This window comes from Pseudomonas yangonensis (genome assembly GCF_009932725.1).
Lineage (GTDB): Bacteria > Pseudomonadota > Gammaproteobacteria > Pseudomonadales > Pseudomonadaceae > Aquipseudomonas > Aquipseudomonas yangonensis.
The window spans coordinates 1-16,250 of record NZ_BLJU01000023.1; the positions used below are offsets into that span (position 1 = coordinate 1).

Here is a 16,250-nt window from a genome sequence, read left to right on the forward strand (position 1 = left end):
CATTTGCAATGTTGGGAGAACTCATGGCGCAGGTCATGAAAACGTAGGTCGAGCAGGAATGGATCATCGCAGATGCGTTTTTTGATCCGCTCTTGTGAGAGCTTTTTCTGCCTGAGGTGCAGGGTTAGACCTTCGGTGTATGCATTGCGTGCATCCTCTGCTGCGTCAGCAAATGCTTTGGTTATGGAGTCTGGTTGGCTCTTGAAGTAACGGCCGTCCTCTCGGTCTGCGAGGCTCTTCAGTATTTCCACTGCCAGGCTGGAGAGGGGGACGCCACGGGCAGAACCGTTCTTGGTTAGTGGCAGCATCGCGGTTCGCTTTTTTTCGTCGACATTGGCCCGCAGCAGGCCGGCAATTTCACTACGACGCATACCGGTCTCGACGGCGAACCGGGCGATCTGAGGAAGCTCGGCCGAGCGTGAGTAGCGGCAGATCATTTCCAACTCATCCAGGTGCTCGCAAATCAGTTTGCCGTCGCGCAGTGTCCAAACGTCTGCGCTCAGGATGCGTCTATCCCTGGCGTCATCAACACTGGGTTGGCGAATCAGCTCCACGGGGTTACTCAAGGACTCCATGCGCCACTCTTTACGGGCGATGGTGAAAACATGGGATATCAACGCAAGCTCACGGCGTACTGTGGCCGCTGCCAGCCCCTCTGCGAGGCGTTGATCGCGGTAGCTGGCCATGTCGGCGCCGCGAATGCTGGCCAGCGATCTCAGGGCCAGTGGGTGGCGCTGCAGGGCCTGGATGCGTGATAGCTCGGAATCGCTACTGCGTTTCTTGCTAGTCACCTGCTCGGCGTACATCTGCAGGGCTTTGGCGAAGGAGGTCGATTCCGCCTCGTTGCGGCTGACGAACACGCCGGCGTCCATCTCGCGCTCGATCATCGTTGCCCAGGCTTTCGCCTCTGCCTGGGTGTTGAAAGTGCGGGTCTGTTGGGGCCACCCTTTACGCCTGATTTGGGCGTGCCACTGGTAAGGGCCTTTCTTCCTGATCGTCGCCATCGTCAATCGCACTGTGCCAAAAATGTGCCATTAATCCTACAGGAACACCCATGGAACCCGCAAAAACCGCGCTAATACGCGAAACATTCCCTGTCGGGCCTTTGCAGTGCAACTGCACCATCATCGGCGATCCGGTTACGAAGAAGGCCGTCGTGGTCGATCCCGGCGGGAATCCCGATCTGATCATGGCGCGCCTGGAGGCCCATGGCCTGAAGGTGGTCAGCATCATTCACACGCACGCCCATCTCGATCACTTCCTCGCCTCGGGGCAGATGAAGGAGAAGACCGGCGCCACGCTGCACCTGCACAAGGAGGATCAGTTCCTCTGGGACAACCTGGAGATGCAATGCAACATGTTCGGCGTGCCTTATACGCCGGTTCCGGCGCCGGATCGCTGGCTGGCCGATGACGAGGAACTTGCCTGCGGTTGCGGTGTGGCCCTGCACACGCCCGGGCATACGCCGGGTTCGATGAGCTTCTGGTTCGAAGATGCCAAGCTGCTGATCGCCGGTGACACCCTGTTCCGTCGTGGTATTGGCCGTACCGACTTGTGGGGCGGCGATTACGCCACCATCGAGCGTTCGATCCGGCAGCGTCTGTATAGCCTCGACGAGGATGCCACCGTGGTCACCGGCCATGGTCCGGACACGCGTCTGGGCGACGAGATGCGCGAGAACCCCTTTATTCGCGCGTGACAGGGCACTAATGGCTGCGTGGTGACTCAAATAGCCATCATTCACCGTTCATGGAGATTCCTTCATGTTCCGCCTTTCCCTGATCGCACTTTGCTCGTCTGCGCTGCTGCTGACTGGCTGCGCCTCGCAGAACCCCTATGACCAGCGCGCGCCGAGCTCCAATCGCACGGCCACCTACGGCGGCTTGGGTGCGCTGGCCGGTGCGGCCGCCGGCGCTCTGATCAACCACGACAACCGCGGCAAGGGGGCGCTGATCGGCGCGGCCGTTGCCGGTGCCGCGGCAGCCGGTTATGGCTATTACGCCGACAAGCAGGAAGAAGAGTTGCGCCGCAGCATGCAGGGCACGGGCGTCGAGGTGCAGCGCCAGGGCGATGTGATCCAACTGATCATGCCCGGCAATATCACCTTTGCCACCGACTCGGCGCAAATCGCCAGCAGCTTCTACCAGCCGTTGAACAACCTGGCCAACTCCTTCCGCCAGTACAACCAGAACAGTATCGAGGTGGTCGGGCATACCGACAGCACCGGTTCGCACAGTCACAACATGGCGCTGTCGCAGCGCCGTGCACAGAGCGTGGCTGATTATCTGCTGGCGCAGGGTGTCGATCCCAGCCGCTTGAGCACACGCGGTATGGGGCCGGATCAGCCGGTGGCGAGCAACGCCACGGCTGATGGCCGCGCGCAGAACCGCCGCGTCGAGGTCACCTTGCGTCCGTTGCCTGGCGTGCAGTGACCTGCACCTCTTCCACGATCTGCTGCAGATCGCACTGCTCATCCGCCTAGGCTGATAAGCTTGGGCGGAACTTCGCCGCGCCGTGGCGGCTCGAAGACTGCGGCATGTCTGCCCGATACCAAGAATCTGCAAGGAAACCTTATGAAGACCAGGCGTAATCTGATCGCAGCCACTGCGCTCATGGCCCTGATGGCTGGCTGTACGACCAATCCCTACACCGGCGAAAGCCAGGCTGGCAAAGCCGGCATCTACGGCGGGATCGGCGCCGCCACCGGTGCCGTGATCGGAGCTGCGACTTCGAGCAAGAAAGACCGCGGCAAAGGTGCACTGATCGGTGCGGCTGTCGGTGGCGCGGCCGGTGGTGGTTACGGCTACTACGTCGACACCCAGGAAGCCAAGCTGCGTCAGACCCTGCAGGGCACCGGCGTGCAGGTGCAACGTAATGGCGATGATCTGAAACTGATCATGCCGGGCAACATCACCTTCGCCAGCAACTCTGCAGACATTTCCAGCAGCTTCTACCCGACCCTCAATTCGCTGGTGCTGGTGTTCAAGGAGTTCAACAAGAACGGCGTGAACATCGTCGGTCACACCGACAGCACGGGTTCGCAGGAGCTTAATCAGAGCCTGTCGCAGCGTCGCGCGCAGAGCGTGGCCAATTACCTGACGGCCAACGGTGTGGCCGCTCAGCGTATCTCCGCATATGGTGCCGGCCCGAGCCAGCCGATTGCCAGCAACGCTACCGATGCAGGCCGCGCGCAGAACCGCCGCGTCGAGATCAACCTGCGTCCGCTGTAAGCCTTGCCACAGTAGTACGAAAGCCTCCCAATGGGAGGCTTTTAGTATCCGCCGGTCGCTGCAGGTGCGTCGCGCACACGTCATGAAAGGGCGCGTTTTCGCCAGTTTCCTGACCGCCTGTCGAGTCTGTTCTGGCCAAAGGCCATCCATGGAAAACCTGACTAGAATGCCTGCTATGGTTCTGTGCAGCCCGCGCACGGATCACCTGTGCGCGCTGGTTCTGGATGACCGAAGGAGAGCGAATGGACGACAGAGCTGTCGAGCGGCCGCCAAGGCCCTGGGTACCGCTATTGGCTGCCCTGAGTCTGCTGCTTGGGCTGGGAGGCCTGATCTCCTGGCAGTGGAGCATTTTGCAGGAGCGTGAGCAGGAGAACCGGCACCGCCGCTTTCAGCTTGAGGCGCAGGAAATCGGACAGCGGGTGCTTGCACGCATGCGGACCTACGAAATGGTGCTGCGCGGCATATCCGGATTGATGATTGGCAGTGATCAGGTCTCGCTAGGCGAATGGGAGCGGGCTCTGGATCAGTTGCAAGTCCAGGATCGCTACCCCGGTATTCAGGCTGTGGCCTGGTCCCGATACTTGTTGCCGGCGCAGCTTGCCGAATTCGAGGCGCAGGCAATCGCCAGCGGTCGTCTCGATTATCAGATATTTCCTCCCGGTGAGCGCGAGCAGTACCTGCCCATCGAGTACGTCAGCCCGCTGGATTGGCGCAATCGACGTGTTCTCGGCTTCGACATGCTCAGTGAGGCGGCTCGTCGGGTGGCCATCGAGCGCAGCGTCGAATCTGGCGAGGCAAGCCTCAGCGGTCCACTGATACTGCGCCAGGAGGTCGATGTCGACATACAGTCCGGCGTGTTGCTTTATCTGCCGGTTTTTCGTCCGGGGTTGCCCGTGAACACGGCAGAGCAGCGGCGTTCCGCATTACTGGGCATGGTGCATGGAGCGTTTCGCGGTCATGACCTGATCGATGGGATTCTCGGCACCCAGGCGCGTTCGTTCGATATCGTTCTGAAGGACTCCCAGGCAACCGATCTGCAACTGGCCACTGGCGAATCCAAGACCAAAGGTTGGCTTCCACATTTTCGTAGTCAGCAGGAACTTCCACTGTACGGTCGCACCTGGGCGCTGGAAGTCATTGGCACGCCTGAATACGAGCGCAGTCTGGTGGACCGTTCAGGTACCTTCGGGCTCTGGGCGGGGCTGGCAGCGACGCTCTTGCTGTCGCTGCTGGTCGGTGGTTTTCTCCATCAGCGTGAACGCAAGCTGCAGGTCAGCGAGCGAGCCGCGATGGCGCTGCGCGAGCGCGAGGAGCGCTTTCGTCTGCTTGTCGAGCGTCTGCCGGTAGCGACCCTGCTATGCGACGACAAGGGCCGTATCGAAATGGCCAACCGCAGTGCCGCCGAGTTGTTCGATTGTCCGCTCAATGCGTTGCCCGGTGAAACCATCCTGCGGGTGTTGCCGAATATCGAATCACCGAAAGATCTGCAGGAGCAACTGGCCGAGAACGACGAGCGTATGGTGCGCACTTTGCGCGGTGAGTCGATTCCCGCCAGCATCAGCCTCAACCCGCTACACGAGGGCAGCAGCTACCTGATCAACCTGGTGGATTTGCGCGTCCGCAAGGTGGCAGAAGAACGCTTTCGTCTGGTGGTCGAGGCATCGCCCAACGCCATCGTGCTGGTCGACGGGCTGGGGCGCATCGCCATGGTCAATCGGCAGACCGAACTGCTGTTCGGCTATGAGCGCCAGATGCTGCTTGGCGAGCCGGTGGAAATGCTCCTGCCGGCGGCGCAGCGCGGCAGCCATGTGGCGCTGCGACGTGGCTACCAGGCCATGCCCGAACAGCGTCGCATGGGGGGCAATCGCGAGCTGTTCGGCGTGCATCGTGAGGGCCGCATGATTCCCCTGGAAGTGGGCCTGTCGCCGATTCGCAGTGGCGATGAAAACCTGGTGCAGGCGGTGATCATCGACATCAGCGAGCGCAAGGCCGCCGAGCAAAAGTTGCGTGAGCAGGCCGAGCAGTTGCTGCTGGCCAACCGCTACAAGTCCGAATTTCTCGCCAACATGTCCCATGAGCTGCGCACGCCGCTCAACAGTATCCTGATTCTCAGCGATCAACTGCGTCAGAACCAGGCCGGCAACCTCACCGAGAAGCAGACCAAGCACGCCGATATCGTGCATCGCGCCGGCAGCGATCTGCTGCAGCTGATCAACGATGTACTCGACCTGGCCAAGGTCGAGTCCGGGCGTATGCAGCTCAAACTCGAGCCGATCAACATGCAGGACGTGCTGGTCGAGCTGGATGCCAGCCTGCGTCCGATGGCCGAGCTCAAGGGGCTGCGCCTGCACACCCAGTTGGAGGCTGGCGTACCGCGGGTCATTCATACCGACCGTGTACGTCTGCACCAGATCCTGCGCAACCTGCTGTCCAACGCCTTGAAGTTCACCGACAAGGGCGACGTCACGCTGAGTGTCAGCAGTCAGGGGCGACAGGAGGACGAGCGCGAGCTGCTCTGCTTCAGCGTGCGTGATTCCGGCATCGGCATCGATCCGGCCCAGCACGAGCAGATATTTCAGGCCTTTCAGCAGCTCGACGGCTCCACCAGTCGGCGTTTCGGCGGCACCGGCCTGGGGCTGGCCATCACTCGCCAACTGGTGCTGGCCCTGGATGGTGATATCAACCTGCAAAGCGCGCCCGGCCTGGGCTCGACCTTTACCGTCAGACTGCCGGTTCAGGTCGCTTCGCTCAGTGTCGAGGCACCGGTCGAAGCGCCACAGCGGGCCGGTGACGGGCCGCCGCTGCTGATCGTGGAGGACGACGTCAATTTTGCTTCGGTAATCGCCGAGGAGGCGCATGCACACGGGTTTTCCAGCGTGCACTGCCGCACCGGCCTGCAGGCCCTGGGCCTGCTGCAGCAGGAGTCGTTCAATGCGGTGATTCTCGACATCCTGCTGCCCGACCTCAGTGGCTGGCAGCTGTTCCGTCGTCTGCGCGCACAACCCGGCCACCGGCATACGCCGGTGCATATCATTTCCTGTGTGCCGCAACCTGCAGGATGGAACGACGACGGCACGCGTTATCTGGTCAAACCCATCGGGCGCGATGAGCTGGAGCAGGTGTTCTTCGAGCTGCAACATGGCATGCAGCAGGAGCAGGCCGTATTGCTAGTGGAGGATGTCGAGGTCGAGCGAGAGCACTACCGTGAGCAGCTCACGGAGCTGGGCTTTCAGGTGGTCGCCTGCGCCGATGGCGAGCAGGCACGTGCGGCCTACATGCAGGGCCAGTTCTGCGCGCTGGTGATCGATCTCGATCTGCCGGATCAGGATGGGTTCGCCCTGCTCGACAGCCTCAACCAGCTGCGGCCGCTGCAGGGGACTCGAGTGGTGATCAACACCGGCGTGGATGTCACCCAGCAGACGCTGCAGCGCCTGCGTCGCTACAGCGCCGTGGTGGTGCGCAAGCAGGGCGACGATACCGCGGCGCTGTGTCAGGCGATGCAGGGGTTCCTCGACGATGTTCAGGCGCCGCAGCCAGCGCATGCGCGACTGAATCCGCTGCAGGGCAAGCGCATCCTGCTGGTCGATGACGATGTGCGCAACGTCTATGCATTGACGGCATTGCTGGATGAAGTCGGGCTGTGCGTCAGTACCGCCAAGGACGGCCTCGAAGCCATCGCCAGCTATCAGCGTCACCCATACGACCTGATCCTGATGGACATGGCCATGCCCAACATGGACGGCTACACCGCCACGCGCCTGCTCAAGCAGGAGCATGGCTGCGCGATTCCGATCATTGCGCTTACGGCCCATGCGATGAAGGGGGACCGGGAAAAATGCATCACCGCTGGCGCGGACGACTACATGGCCAAGCCGATAAAGCGTGATGAATTGCTGGCACTGCTGGAGCGCTGGTTGGCTATGCCGCCCGTGTCTTCGTCTGGCAATGGACTAACCTGATGGCAGGAGCAAGTGGTGCAAGGGCAGATGGATAGGGGAGTGACGATGGCCCAGGCGCAGACCAAGAACGCCGCCGTACCCGCCAAGCAGGTTCTGCTGGTGGTGGATGATCGTATGGAAAACCTCGAGGCCATGCAGGCGCTGCTCGAGGATGGAGAGTGGCAGCTGCGCTGCGCCAGTTCCGGCGAAGAAGCGTTGCGTTGCCTGCTTGAGGAGGATGTCGGGCTGGTGCTGCTGGACGTGCAGATGCCGGGCATGGACGGCTTCGAAGTCGCTCGGCTGATGCGTGGCAATCCGCGTACGCGGCTGACACCGATCATCTTCGTTTCCGCCATCGCCCAGACGCATGACGCGGTGCTGCGCGGTTACAGCTCCGGTGCTGTGGATTTCGTTCTAAAACCCTTCGACCCCAGCGTGCTGCGGCACAAGATCCAGAGCCTGCTGGAGCATGAGCACAATCGCTGCGAATTGCAGGCGCTGTCCCAGCAGCTGGAAAGCGCACGGGCGTTCAATGCCTCGGTGTTGGACAATGCTGCCGAGGGCATTCTGGTGGTCGGCGAGGATGGTCGCATCCAGTTCGCCAACCCGGCCATGGCGCAGATGCTCGATGGCGAGGTGGGCGATCTGGAGGGCGCCGACCTGCTGTCGTTTCTCAAGAACCCCGCCAACGAGGGCGGCTGGCAGGAGTCCGAGTTCTACCGGCACTTCAAGCGCGACACGACCTACCGGGTACACGAGGCCATGATGCGCACCTTCAAGGGGGGCTGCGTGCCGGTGGCGCTGTCCTGTTCACCGCTGCCGCAAGCGCAACGTGCCATGGTGGTGATCGCGCTGGACATGTCGGTGGTGCGCAATCTGCACGCGCAACTGGAGTCGCAGGCCGTGACCGATTCGCTGACCGGCCTGCTCAACCGCCGAGGTTTTCATCAGGCGCTGGAGTCGGCGCTGGCGCGTATCGAGCGCAGCGGCCAGCGTGTCGCGGTTCTGTATCTCGATCTGGATGGATTCAAACGCATCAACGACTCGCTGGGTCACGATGTCGGCGATCTGTTGCTGCGCCGTGTCGGTGAGCAGCTCAAGGCCTGCTTGCGTCCCTACGACAGCCTTGCGCGCATCGGAGGGGACGAGTTCACCGCGCTGCTGGACAACCTCGGCCATCCCGAGGATGCAGCCAAGGTGGCGGAGAAGCTGATCGAGCTGGTTTCGGTACGCCACACGCTCGATGGCGTGGACTTTACCCTTGGTGCCAGCGTCGGTATCGCCTGCTTCCCGGAGTGCGGGCAAAGTGTCCAGGGACTGCTGCGTTCGGCCGACATGGCGATGTACGAAGCCAAGCGTGCCGGGCGCCAGCAGTACCGCTTCTTTTCTCAGGAAATGAACGGCCGGGCGCGCTCGCGGCTGATGCTCGAGGAGAGCCTGCGCCACGCCATCGAGAACGATGACTTCGTACTGGTTTACCAGCCGCAGTTCCAGCTGGAGACCGGCCGCCTTCGCGGATTCGAGGCCTTGCTACGCTGGCAGCATCGCGTCGCTGGTACCGTTGCGCCGAACGTGTTCATTCCGTTGCTCGAAGAAACCCGCCTGATCAACCGCCTCGGCGACTGGATCTTCCGCGAGGGGGCCAGGCAGTTGGCGGAGTTCAAGCAGCAGTTCGGCGAGGACATGGTCCTCAGTCTCAATGTCAGCCCGGTGCAGTTCGGTATGCCGCAGCTGGTCCCTGACCTGAAACGGGTGCTGGATGCCCACGGCCTGAAACCCAGTCAGCTGGAGGTGGAGGTCACCGAGAGCGCGTTGATGCAGGACCTCGAGCTGACCCAGGCGCAATTGCGTCACTTGCGTGAGCTGGGCGTGAAAATCGCCATCGATGATTTTGGCACCGGCTATTCGTCGCTGGCGTACCTGCGCCACTTCGAACTGGACACGCTGAAGATCGACCGTCTGTTCATCTCCAACATGCTCGACTCACCACGCGATGCGGCTGTGGTCAGCACCATCATCGATCTTGGCCGCCATCTGGGCCTGGAGGTCATCGCCGAGGGCGTGGAAACCCAGGCGCAGCGTGAGTGGTTGACGCAGCACCACTGCACCATCATGCAGGGCTTTTTGGTGGCGCCGGGTGTGCCGGCCGGCACCGCAATGCAGGTGCCGGCGCTGCTGGATTGGAGCAGGCTGCCCCTGCCGCGTGGTGAATGACGCGTGGGGCACGCTTCAGGCTTGCCGGTGCAGGCTGGCGAGCTCGGCGTCCTTCTCTTCCCACAGGCGGTTGACCCACTGCTGGAAGGCCAGGCGATAGTCGGCGTCCTGATCGTAATTGTGACCGATGAATTCGCGGGGAATGTCGACCTGCTTGAAGTTCACCTGCACGGCATCCAGACGACCGCAGAGCAGGTCCCAGAAACCGGGTACGCCGTGCGGATAGTGGATGGTGACGTTGACGATGGCATGCAGCTGTTCGCCCATGGCGTCGAGCACGAAGGCGATGCCGCCAGCCTTGGGTTTCAGCAGGTACTTGAACGGCGATTGCTGCTGCGCATGCTTGGCCGGGGTCAGGCGGGTGCCTTCGAGAAAGTTGAACACCGCCACCGGGTTGCTCTTGTAGCGTGCGCAGGCGCGGCGTGTGGTGGCCAGATCCTGGCCGCGTTTTTCCGGGTACTTGGCCAGGTATTCCTTGCTGAAGCGCTTCATGAAGGGAAATTCCAGCGCCCACCAGCACAGGCCTATCACCGGCACCCAGATCAGCTCCTGCTTGAGAAAGAACTTCAGCAGCGGCATGCGCCGATTGAGCAGGTACTGCAGCACCAGGATGTCGACCCAGCTCTGGTGGTTGCTGGTGACCAGATAGGAATGGCGGGTATCGAAGCGCTCCAGGCCCTGGACCTTCCAGTCGATATGGCCGACCAGGCGCATCCAGAACTTGTTCACGCCGATCCAGCTTTCCGCGATGCCATGCATGACGAAGCGCAGCGCGCGCTGGATCGGCGCGAAGGGCAGCAGCAACTTGAGCAGGGCGACGAAGAACAGCGGCCAGCACCAGAACAGGGTGTTCAGAGCCAGCAGCAGGCTCGCGATCAGGCCGCGCAGCGGCGCGGGGAGAAAGTGCAGCATCGGGCGAACGCCTCCGTAAGCAGGCCGCACGCCCGGCGGGCGGCCTGAGAATGGGGCTTGCTCTGTGCCCCGTATCGGTCGAAAGAGCTGCGGCGTTCCGTGCAGCGAGCTGGTTCGGCGCAAAGGTTAACGCTTGTGCACTGACCTGCAAGTGCCAGCAGTGACCGTTTGGTTTCCTTGGGTGCAGGAGCAGCTCTATGCACCGGACCCTAGACCGGACGCAATCCGGGAGTGGCTGGTCTAGCGCTCCCGGTTTGCATCCGCGCTGCCGGCGCCGGGCGCGGCAGCCGCCTTGGTCTCAGGCCGGCAGGTTGGCCGCCTGGATCGCGGTCAGGGCGATGGTGTAGACGATATCGTCGACCAGGGCGCCTCGCGACAGATCGTTCACCGGCTTGCGCAAGCCCTGCAGCATGGGACCGACGCTGATGCAGTCGGCGCTACGCTGTACCGCCTTGTAGGTGGTGTTGCCGGTGTTCAGGTCTGGGAACACGAACACCGTGGCGCGGCCGGCCACCGGGCTGTTCGGTGCCTTCTGCCGGCCGACGCTCTCGATGGCGGCGGCGTCGTATTGCAGCGGGCCGTCGAGCAACAGGTCCGGGCGTTTTTCTCGGGCCAGGCGGGTGGCCGCGCGTACTTTTTCCACTTCCTCGCCGCTGCCGGAGTCGCCTGTGGAGTAGCTGAGCATGGCCACGCGCGGCGGGATGCCAAAGGCCAGTGCCGAGTTGGCGCTCTGCAGGGCGATTTCTGCCAGCTGCTCGGCGTTCGGGTCCGGGTTCACTGCGCAGTCGCCATAAACCAGCACCTGATCCGGCAGCAGCATGAAGAATACCGAGGACACCAGGTTGTAGCCGGGGGCGGTCTTGATCAGCTGCAGCGCCGGGCGAATGGTGTTGGCGGTGGTGTGGATGGCGCCGGAAACCAGGCCGTCCACTTCATCCAGCGCGAGCATCATGGTGCCGAGCACCACGGTGTCCTCCAGTTGCGCCTCGGCCATCGGTGCATTGAGACCCTTGCCCTTGCGCAGTTCGACCATCGGCTCGACGTAGCGGCCGCGAATCAGATCCGGGTCGAGGATTTCCAGACCCTCCGGCAACTCGATGCCTTGTGCCCGGGCCACCGCATGAACCTCTTCCGGCTTGGCCAGCAGTACGCAGCGGGCGATGCCGCGTGCCTGGCAGATGGCGGCTGCCTGCACGGTACGCGGTTCGCTGCCCTCGGGAAGAACGATACGCTTGGCTGCGGCCTTGGCCCGTTGCACCAGTTGATAACGGAAGGCCGGTGGCGACAGGCGCAGCTCACGCGGTGTGCCGCAGCGGTTGGCCAGCCAGTCGTGGTCGATATGCCCGGCGACGAAGTCTGAGACCTTGCCCGCGCGCTCGCGGTCATCCAGGGGAATTTCCTTGTTCAGGCGGTTGAGGTTGGTGGCCGTGTCGTAGGAGCCGGTGCTCACCGTCATCACCGGCAGGCCGCTGGCCAGGGCGCCCTGGCACAATTCCATGATGCGTGGATCGGGGGCGAAATCGCTGCACAGCAGCAGGCCGGCCAGGGGCACGCCATTCATCGCGGCGAGGCTGGCAGAGAGAATGATGTCGTCACGATCGCCCGGCGTTACCACCAGGGTGCCCGGCTTGAGCAACTGCACGCTGTTGGCCACGGCGCGGGCGCACAGCACGATCTTCATCATGCGCCGTTGCTCGTAGTCGCCGGCGTTGAGGATGCGTGCGCCGAGCAGCTCGGCGATGTCCTTGGTGCGTGGCGCGTTCAGCTCCTCCTGCCAAGGAATGCAGCCCAGCAGACGGAAATTTTCGGTCTTGAGCAGCGGCGAGAACTCTTCCAGGCGTTCGGCGAAGGCTTCGATGCCATCCTCGCTGCGCACCTTGTTGAGGATCACGCCGAGCACTTTCGGGTCCTTCGGGCCGCCAAACAGCTGCGCCTGAATTTCGATGCGGTCGGACAGCTCGGTGAGGCTTTCGTCTTCCGGGGCGCTGACCAGGATCACGTCGGCATCCAGGCTCTTGGCCAGATGGAAGTTGACCCGTGCGGCGTAGCTGGCGTGGCGCGTCGGCACCATTCCTTCGACGATGACCACGTCCTTGTCGACGGCAGCCTGCTGATAGAGGCTGATGATCTCTTCCAGCAACTCATCCAACTGGCCGTCGCCGAGCATGCGCTCGACATGGCTGAGCGGCAGCGGCTTGGGCGAGTTCAAACCATGGGTGCGCGCGACCAGTTCGCTGGAACGCTCCGGGCCGAGGTCGCCGGTATGCGGCTGAGCGATGGGCTTGAAGAATCCGACCTTGAGGCCGCTGCGTTCCAGTGCGCCGACCAGCCCCAGGCTGATGGAGGTAAGACCGACACCGAAACCGGTGGGGGCGATGAAGAAGGTATGCATGAATGAACCTCAGTCGAGCAGGGCAAGGGTATCGAGGGCGATCTGCCGCTCTTCGTTGGTCGGTACCACCAGCACGCGGGTATGCCCCTCGGCGTGGATGGCACCTGCGACGCCGCGCACGCAACGGGCGTTGGCCTGGGCATCGAGCTTGAGCCCGAGCAGGCTCAGGTGATCGAGCGTCCTGCTGCGGATCAGCGCCGAGTTCTCGCCGATACCGCCGGTGAAGATCAGCCCGTCGAGGCGGCGCAGTGCGCAGCTCATCGCTGCCAGTGATTTGGCCAGGCGGTAGCAGAACACTTCGATGGCCAGGCTGGCGCCGGCATGGCCCTGTTCGCGAGCCTGCTCCAGGGTGCGCATGTCGTTGGACAGGCCGGACAGCCCGAGCAGGCCGCTGTCCTTGTTGAGCATGCTGTCGATCTGCTCCAGGCTCCAGCCCAGGGTGCGTGCCAGATGGCTGTGGAGATTGGGGTCGACGTCACCGCTGCGTGTGCCCATCACCAGGCCTTCCAGCGGTGTCAGGCCCATGCTGGTATCGCGGCTGTGGCCATTCTCCACGGCGCAGGTGGAGCTGCCATTGCCCAGGTGTGCGACCAGCCAGCTGCTGGCGTCGAATGCCAGGCCGCTCATGTGTGCGGCCTTGCGGCTGACGTAGCGATGGCTGGTGCCGTGGAAACCGTAGCGGCGCACCCCGTGCTCGGCGTAAAGCGTCTGTGGCACGGCGTAGCGGTAGGCGTGCTCTGGCAGGCTCTGATGGAAGGCGGTGTCGAACACCGCCACCTGCACCAGATCGGGGAACAGCTTCATCGCTGCTTCGATGCCCTGCAGGTTGGCCGGATTGTGCAGGGGCGCCAGTGGCGCGATATGACGGATCGCCTGCAGGCTGACGGCATCCAGGCGCGTGGCGCCGGAGAAATGCTCGCCGCCATGCACCACGCGGTGGCCGATGCCGTGCAGCGCGCCGGCGGCGGCCTGCTGCACGATGGGCAGCAGGTGAGACAGGGCCAGACGATGGTCGGCCCCCGACAGCATCAGGCTGTCCTTATGTTCGTCCTGTTGCCAGTGCAGGACCGCTTCGGGGCTGCCCAGGCGTTCGGCCAGGCCGCTGAGAATGAAGGTTTCCTGTGCTTCGTTGACCAGGGCGAACTTGATCGACGAGCTGCCGCAGTTGATCACCAGAATGTTGCGTGCAGACATTTAAGTTTCCTTGAAATCATCGTACGACCGATCCAAGGCACACCAACCGCAGGGGAAGAAGCTGCCCCGCCTGGCCTGGCGTTGCCCGGGATCGAGTACCCAGGGCCGATTTTGCCAGGGCGGTCGGTGGCGCAGATGTTGAGTATGGCCACAAGATAAGACTGCCACCCAGTCGCCGTGCTCGTCCTGACGAAAATCAAGGATATGCACAGCCCGTTTGTCTGGGCTCGGGTCGCAATCCCGGCTGGCCTTGGTTAGACTTGGCCGTTCATTTCTCTTTCGCAAAAGGTCTCCCCATGCTGATCGCCGCCAACAAGGCCGTCTCCATCGACTATACCCTGACCAACGATGCCGGTGAGGTGATCGACAGCTCCGCTGGCGGCGCGCCGCTGGTTTATCTGCATGGTGCCGGGAACATCATCCTCGGCCTGGAAAAGGCCCTGGTCGGCAAGAAAGCCGGTGACGAAGTTGAAGTCTCCGTCGAGCCGGAAGAAGCCTACGGCGAATACAGCGCCGAGCTGGTCGCTACCCTGAGCCGCGCCATGTTCGAGGGCGTCGACACTCTGGAAGTGGGCATGCAGTTTCACGCCTCCGGCCCGGACGGCAGCATGCAGATCGTCACCATCCGTGACATCGACGGCGACGACGTGACTGTCGACGGCAACCACCCGCTGGCCGGCCAGCGCCTGAACTTCAAGGTCAAGGTGGTGAACGTGCGTGACGCCAGCGAAGAGGAAGTGGCTCACGGTCACATCCATGGCGAAGGTGGTCATCACCACTGACAGGCGAAGTTGCCGGTCAGGCGACTTGCGGTCGTACCCACTGGGTCAACCGCTGCTAAGCTCAAGCTTGCGATCAAGGCGCCTTAGGGCGCCTTTTTCATGCATGGCAGCTTGCCCAGTCGCGGCTGCCACGAGGATTACCGGGCCTTGCGCCCGCTGCACTGAATTCGCTGAGGAAGTTTCGTCATGAGTGCCTTTCACGATCTCAATCTGCGCGCGCTGGATGGCCAGGAACTGCCGCTGGCGCCATACAAGGGCCAGGTGGTGCTGGTGGTCAACGTCGCCTCCAAGTGCGGCCTGACGCCTCAGTACGCAGGGCTGGAAAAACTTTATCAGCAGTACAAGGGCAATGGCTTTACCGTGCTCGGTGTGCCCTGCAACCAGTTCGCCGGTCAGGAGCCGGGCAGCGAGGACGAGATTCGTTCGTTCTGCAGCCTCAACTATGGCGTGACCTTCCCGCTGGGCAGCAAGCTGGAGGTCAATGGCCCCGGTCGTCATCCGCTGTATCGCCTGCTGGCGGGCGAGGGCGCCGAGTTTCCGGGCGATATCACCTGGAACTTCGAGAAGTTCCTGGTCGGTCAGGATGGTCGCGTGCTGGCGCGTTTCTCGCCGCGCACCACGCCGGACGACCCGGCGCTGATCCAGGCCATCGAGAAGGCGCTGGGTCTGTAGCACCGTCGCGCTTGGGCAGAGGGCACCAAGCGCGACTGATCGGCCAATCTCTCGGCCATTTCCTCTCGCGGCCTTGCTCGCCCGGTCGTTCGGTTGCTTAATCGGGCGACTGCCGAGGAGTGCGCCCATGACCCGCTTTCCCCACGAGCAAACGCCGGCCACCATGGCTTCGCCGGCCGAACTGCGCGCGCTGATCGAAAGTCGCCGCGCGGTGCGCCGCTTCACTTCCGAACCGCTGCCGGACGCGGTGATTCGCGATTGTCTGGAGCTGGCCGTGCTGGCGCCGAATTCCTGCAACCTGCAGCCCTGGAGTTTTCAGGTGATTCGCGATCCGGCCCTGTTGGCACTGCTGCATCCTGTGTGCATGAGCCAGAACGCCGCACGGGCGCCCTTGATCATCGCCGTGCTGGCGCGGCCGGATACCTGGCGCCATGCCTGTCGCAACATCATCGAACAGTGGCCGGAAGCCGAGGTGCCGGCGCGCATCCGCCGCTTCTACAGCAAGACTGCGCCGTTCCAGTACAACCAGGGGCCGTTGGGCCTGCTGGGGCTGTTCAAGCGGCAACTGGTGCGTCTGATGGCCTTGCGCAAGCCGCTGATGCGCACGCCTAACAGCAAGGCCGACATGCGCCTGTGGGCGGTGAAGTCCACCGCGCTGGCAGCGGAGAATCTGATGCTGGCCTTCCAGAGCCATGGCTATGCCACCTGTCCGATGGAAGGCTTCGATGAAGTGCGCCTGCGCCGCGTGCTGGAGATTCCGCGCCAGGCCATCCCCATCATGCTGCTGGCCGTCGGGCGGCAGGGCGAGAAGGGCGTGTACAACCCGCGCCTGCGTTTTCCGCTGGAGCAGCAGGTCACCTGGCTATAAGCAGGTTTGACCTGGATCAAATGGCCTCGTCTTGAATACGGCGTAATC

At 62.9% G+C, this 16,250-nt stretch carries 13 protein-coding genes; 8 read left to right on the top strand and 5 right to left on the bottom strand.

The window, feature by feature from the left end:
* Positions 1 to 1,004, bottom strand: a 1,004-nt coding sequence (locus tag GYB81_RS21295) for a tyrosine-type recombinase/integrase (RefSeq protein ID WP_161897947.1), incomplete at its 3' end; no start/stop codon positions are given.
* A 50-nt stretch (positions 1,005 to 1,054) separates the two neighbouring features.
* Here GYB81_RS21295 and GYB81_RS21300 point away from each other — a divergent pair.
* The 5 genes from GYB81_RS21300 (at position 1,055) to GYB81_RS21320 (ending at position 9,382) form a co-directional block, all read left to right on the top strand.
* Positions 1,055 to 1,699, top strand: coding sequence for an MBL fold metallo-hydrolase (locus GYB81_RS21300; RefSeq protein ID WP_161867213.1), 645 nt, complete (start codon positions 1,055 to 1,057; stop codon positions 1,697 to 1,699).
* A gap of 64 nt (positions 1,700 to 1,763) precedes the next feature.
* Positions 1,764 to 2,432: a YiaD family glycine zipper/OmpA-like lipoprotein gene (locus GYB81_RS21305; protein WP_161867212.1), complete on the top strand. Its 669-nt coding sequence runs from the start codon at positions 1,764 to 1,766 to the stop codon at positions 2,430 to 2,432.
* A gap of 141 nt (positions 2,433 to 2,573) precedes the next feature.
* Positions 2,574 to 3,230 carry a YiaD family glycine zipper/OmpA-like lipoprotein gene (locus GYB81_RS21310; RefSeq protein ID WP_161867211.1) on the top strand — a complete coding sequence of 219 codons (657 nt, stop codon included), beginning with the start codon at positions 2,574 to 2,576 and terminating at the stop codon, positions 3,228 to 3,230.
* Positions 3,231 to 3,472: 242 nt separating this feature from the next.
* Complete coding sequence (locus tag GYB81_RS21315) at positions 3,473 to 7,189, top strand: CHASE domain-containing hybrid sensor histidine kinase/response regulator family protein (RefSeq protein ID WP_161867210.1); 3,717 nt, start codon at positions 3,473 to 3,475, stop codon at positions 7,187 to 7,189.
* Positions 7,190 to 7,234: 45 nt separating this feature from the next.
* Positions 7,235 to 9,382, top strand: a complete 2,148-nt coding sequence (locus GYB81_RS21320; protein ID WP_161867331.1) for a putative bifunctional diguanylate cyclase/phosphodiesterase — start codon at positions 7,235 to 7,237, stop codon at positions 9,380 to 9,382.
* Between the two features lie 15 nt (positions 9,383 to 9,397).
* Here GYB81_RS21320 and yihG read toward each other — a convergent pair whose 3' ends face one another.
* The 4 genes from yihG to GYB81_RS21340 form a co-directional block, all read right to left on the bottom strand.
* Positions 9,398 to 10,294 (bottom strand): 1-acylglycerol-3-phosphate O-acyltransferase, YihG family, encoded by an 897-nt coding sequence (gene yihG / locus GYB81_RS21325; RefSeq protein WP_024309445.1) that lies wholly within the window; start codon positions 10,292 to 10,294, stop codon positions 9,398 to 9,400.
* A gap of 298 nt (positions 10,295 to 10,592) precedes the next feature.
* Entirely contained in the window at positions 10,593 to 12,686 is a 2,094-nt protein-coding gene (pta, locus tag GYB81_RS21330) for a phosphate acetyltransferase (protein ID WP_161867209.1), read from the bottom strand.
* 9 nt (positions 12,687 to 12,695) lie between these two features.
* The gene (locus GYB81_RS21335) at positions 12,696 to 13,880 is read right to left on the bottom strand and encodes an acetate kinase (RefSeq protein ID WP_161867208.1); all 1,185 of its coding nucleotides are present in this window, start codon (positions 13,878 to 13,880) and stop codon (positions 12,696 to 12,698) included.
* Positions 13,881 to 14,165, bottom strand: a complete 285-nt coding sequence (locus tag GYB81_RS21340; protein ID WP_161867207.1) for a DUF3565 domain-containing protein — start codon at positions 14,163 to 14,165, stop codon at positions 13,881 to 13,883.
* Positions 14,166 to 14,176: 11 nt separating this feature from the next.
* On the opposite strand from GYB81_RS21340, the gene GYB81_RS21345 reads away from it, so the two are divergent.
* From GYB81_RS21345 to GYB81_RS21355, 3 genes are all read left to right on the top strand, one after another.
* Positions 14,177 to 14,662: an FKBP-type peptidyl-prolyl cis-trans isomerase gene (locus GYB81_RS21345; RefSeq protein WP_161867206.1), complete on the top strand. Its 486-nt coding sequence runs from the start codon at positions 14,177 to 14,179 to the stop codon at positions 14,660 to 14,662.
* A gap of 186 nt (positions 14,663 to 14,848) precedes the next feature.
* On the top strand, positions 14,849 to 15,334 hold the full coding sequence (locus GYB81_RS21350; protein ID WP_004424465.1) for a glutathione peroxidase: 486 nt from the start codon (positions 14,849 to 14,851) through the stop codon (positions 15,332 to 15,334).
* A 127-nt stretch (positions 15,335 to 15,461) separates the two neighbouring features.
* Positions 15,462 to 16,202 (top strand): nitroreductase family protein, encoded by a 741-nt coding sequence (locus GYB81_RS21355; protein ID WP_161867205.1) that lies wholly within the window; start codon positions 15,462 to 15,464, stop codon positions 16,200 to 16,202.
* Positions 16,203 to 16,250: the final 48 nt, after the last annotated feature.

Coding starts and splice junctions, on each gene's coding strand:
- GYB81_RS21300 (WP_161867213.1), top strand. CDS start 1,055: ATGGAACCCGCAAAAACCGCGCTAATACGCGAAACATTCCCTGTCGGG.
- GYB81_RS21305 (WP_161867212.1), top strand. CDS start 1,764: ATGTTCCGCCTTTCCCTGATCGCACTTTGCTCGTCTGCGCTGCTGCTG.
- GYB81_RS21310 (WP_161867211.1), top strand. CDS start 2,574: ATGAAGACCAGGCGTAATCTGATCGCAGCCACTGCGCTCATGGCCCTG.
- GYB81_RS21315 (WP_161867210.1), top strand. CDS start 3,473: ATGGACGACAGAGCTGTCGAGCGGCCGCCAAGGCCCTGGGTACCGCTA.
- GYB81_RS21320 (WP_161867331.1), top strand. CDS start 7,235: ATGGCCCAGGCGCAGACCAAGAACGCCGCCGTACCCGCCAAGCAGGTT.
- yihG (WP_024309445.1), bottom strand. CDS start 10,294: ATGCTGCACTTTCTCCCCGCGCCGCTGCGCGGCCTGATCGCGAGCCTG.
- pta (WP_161867209.1), bottom strand. CDS start 12,686: ATGCATACCTTCTTCATCGCCCCCACCGGTTTCGGTGTCGGTCTTACC.
- GYB81_RS21335 (WP_161867208.1), bottom strand. CDS start 13,880: ATGTCTGCACGCAACATTCTGGTGATCAACTGCGGCAGCTCGTCGATC.
- GYB81_RS21345 (WP_161867206.1), top strand. CDS start 14,177: ATGCTGATCGCCGCCAACAAGGCCGTCTCCATCGACTATACCCTGACC.
- GYB81_RS21350 (WP_004424465.1), top strand. CDS start 14,849: ATGAGTGCCTTTCACGATCTCAATCTGCGCGCGCTGGATGGCCAGGAA.
- GYB81_RS21355 (WP_161867205.1), top strand. CDS start 15,462: ATGACCCGCTTTCCCCACGAGCAAACGCCGGCCACCATGGCTTCGCCG.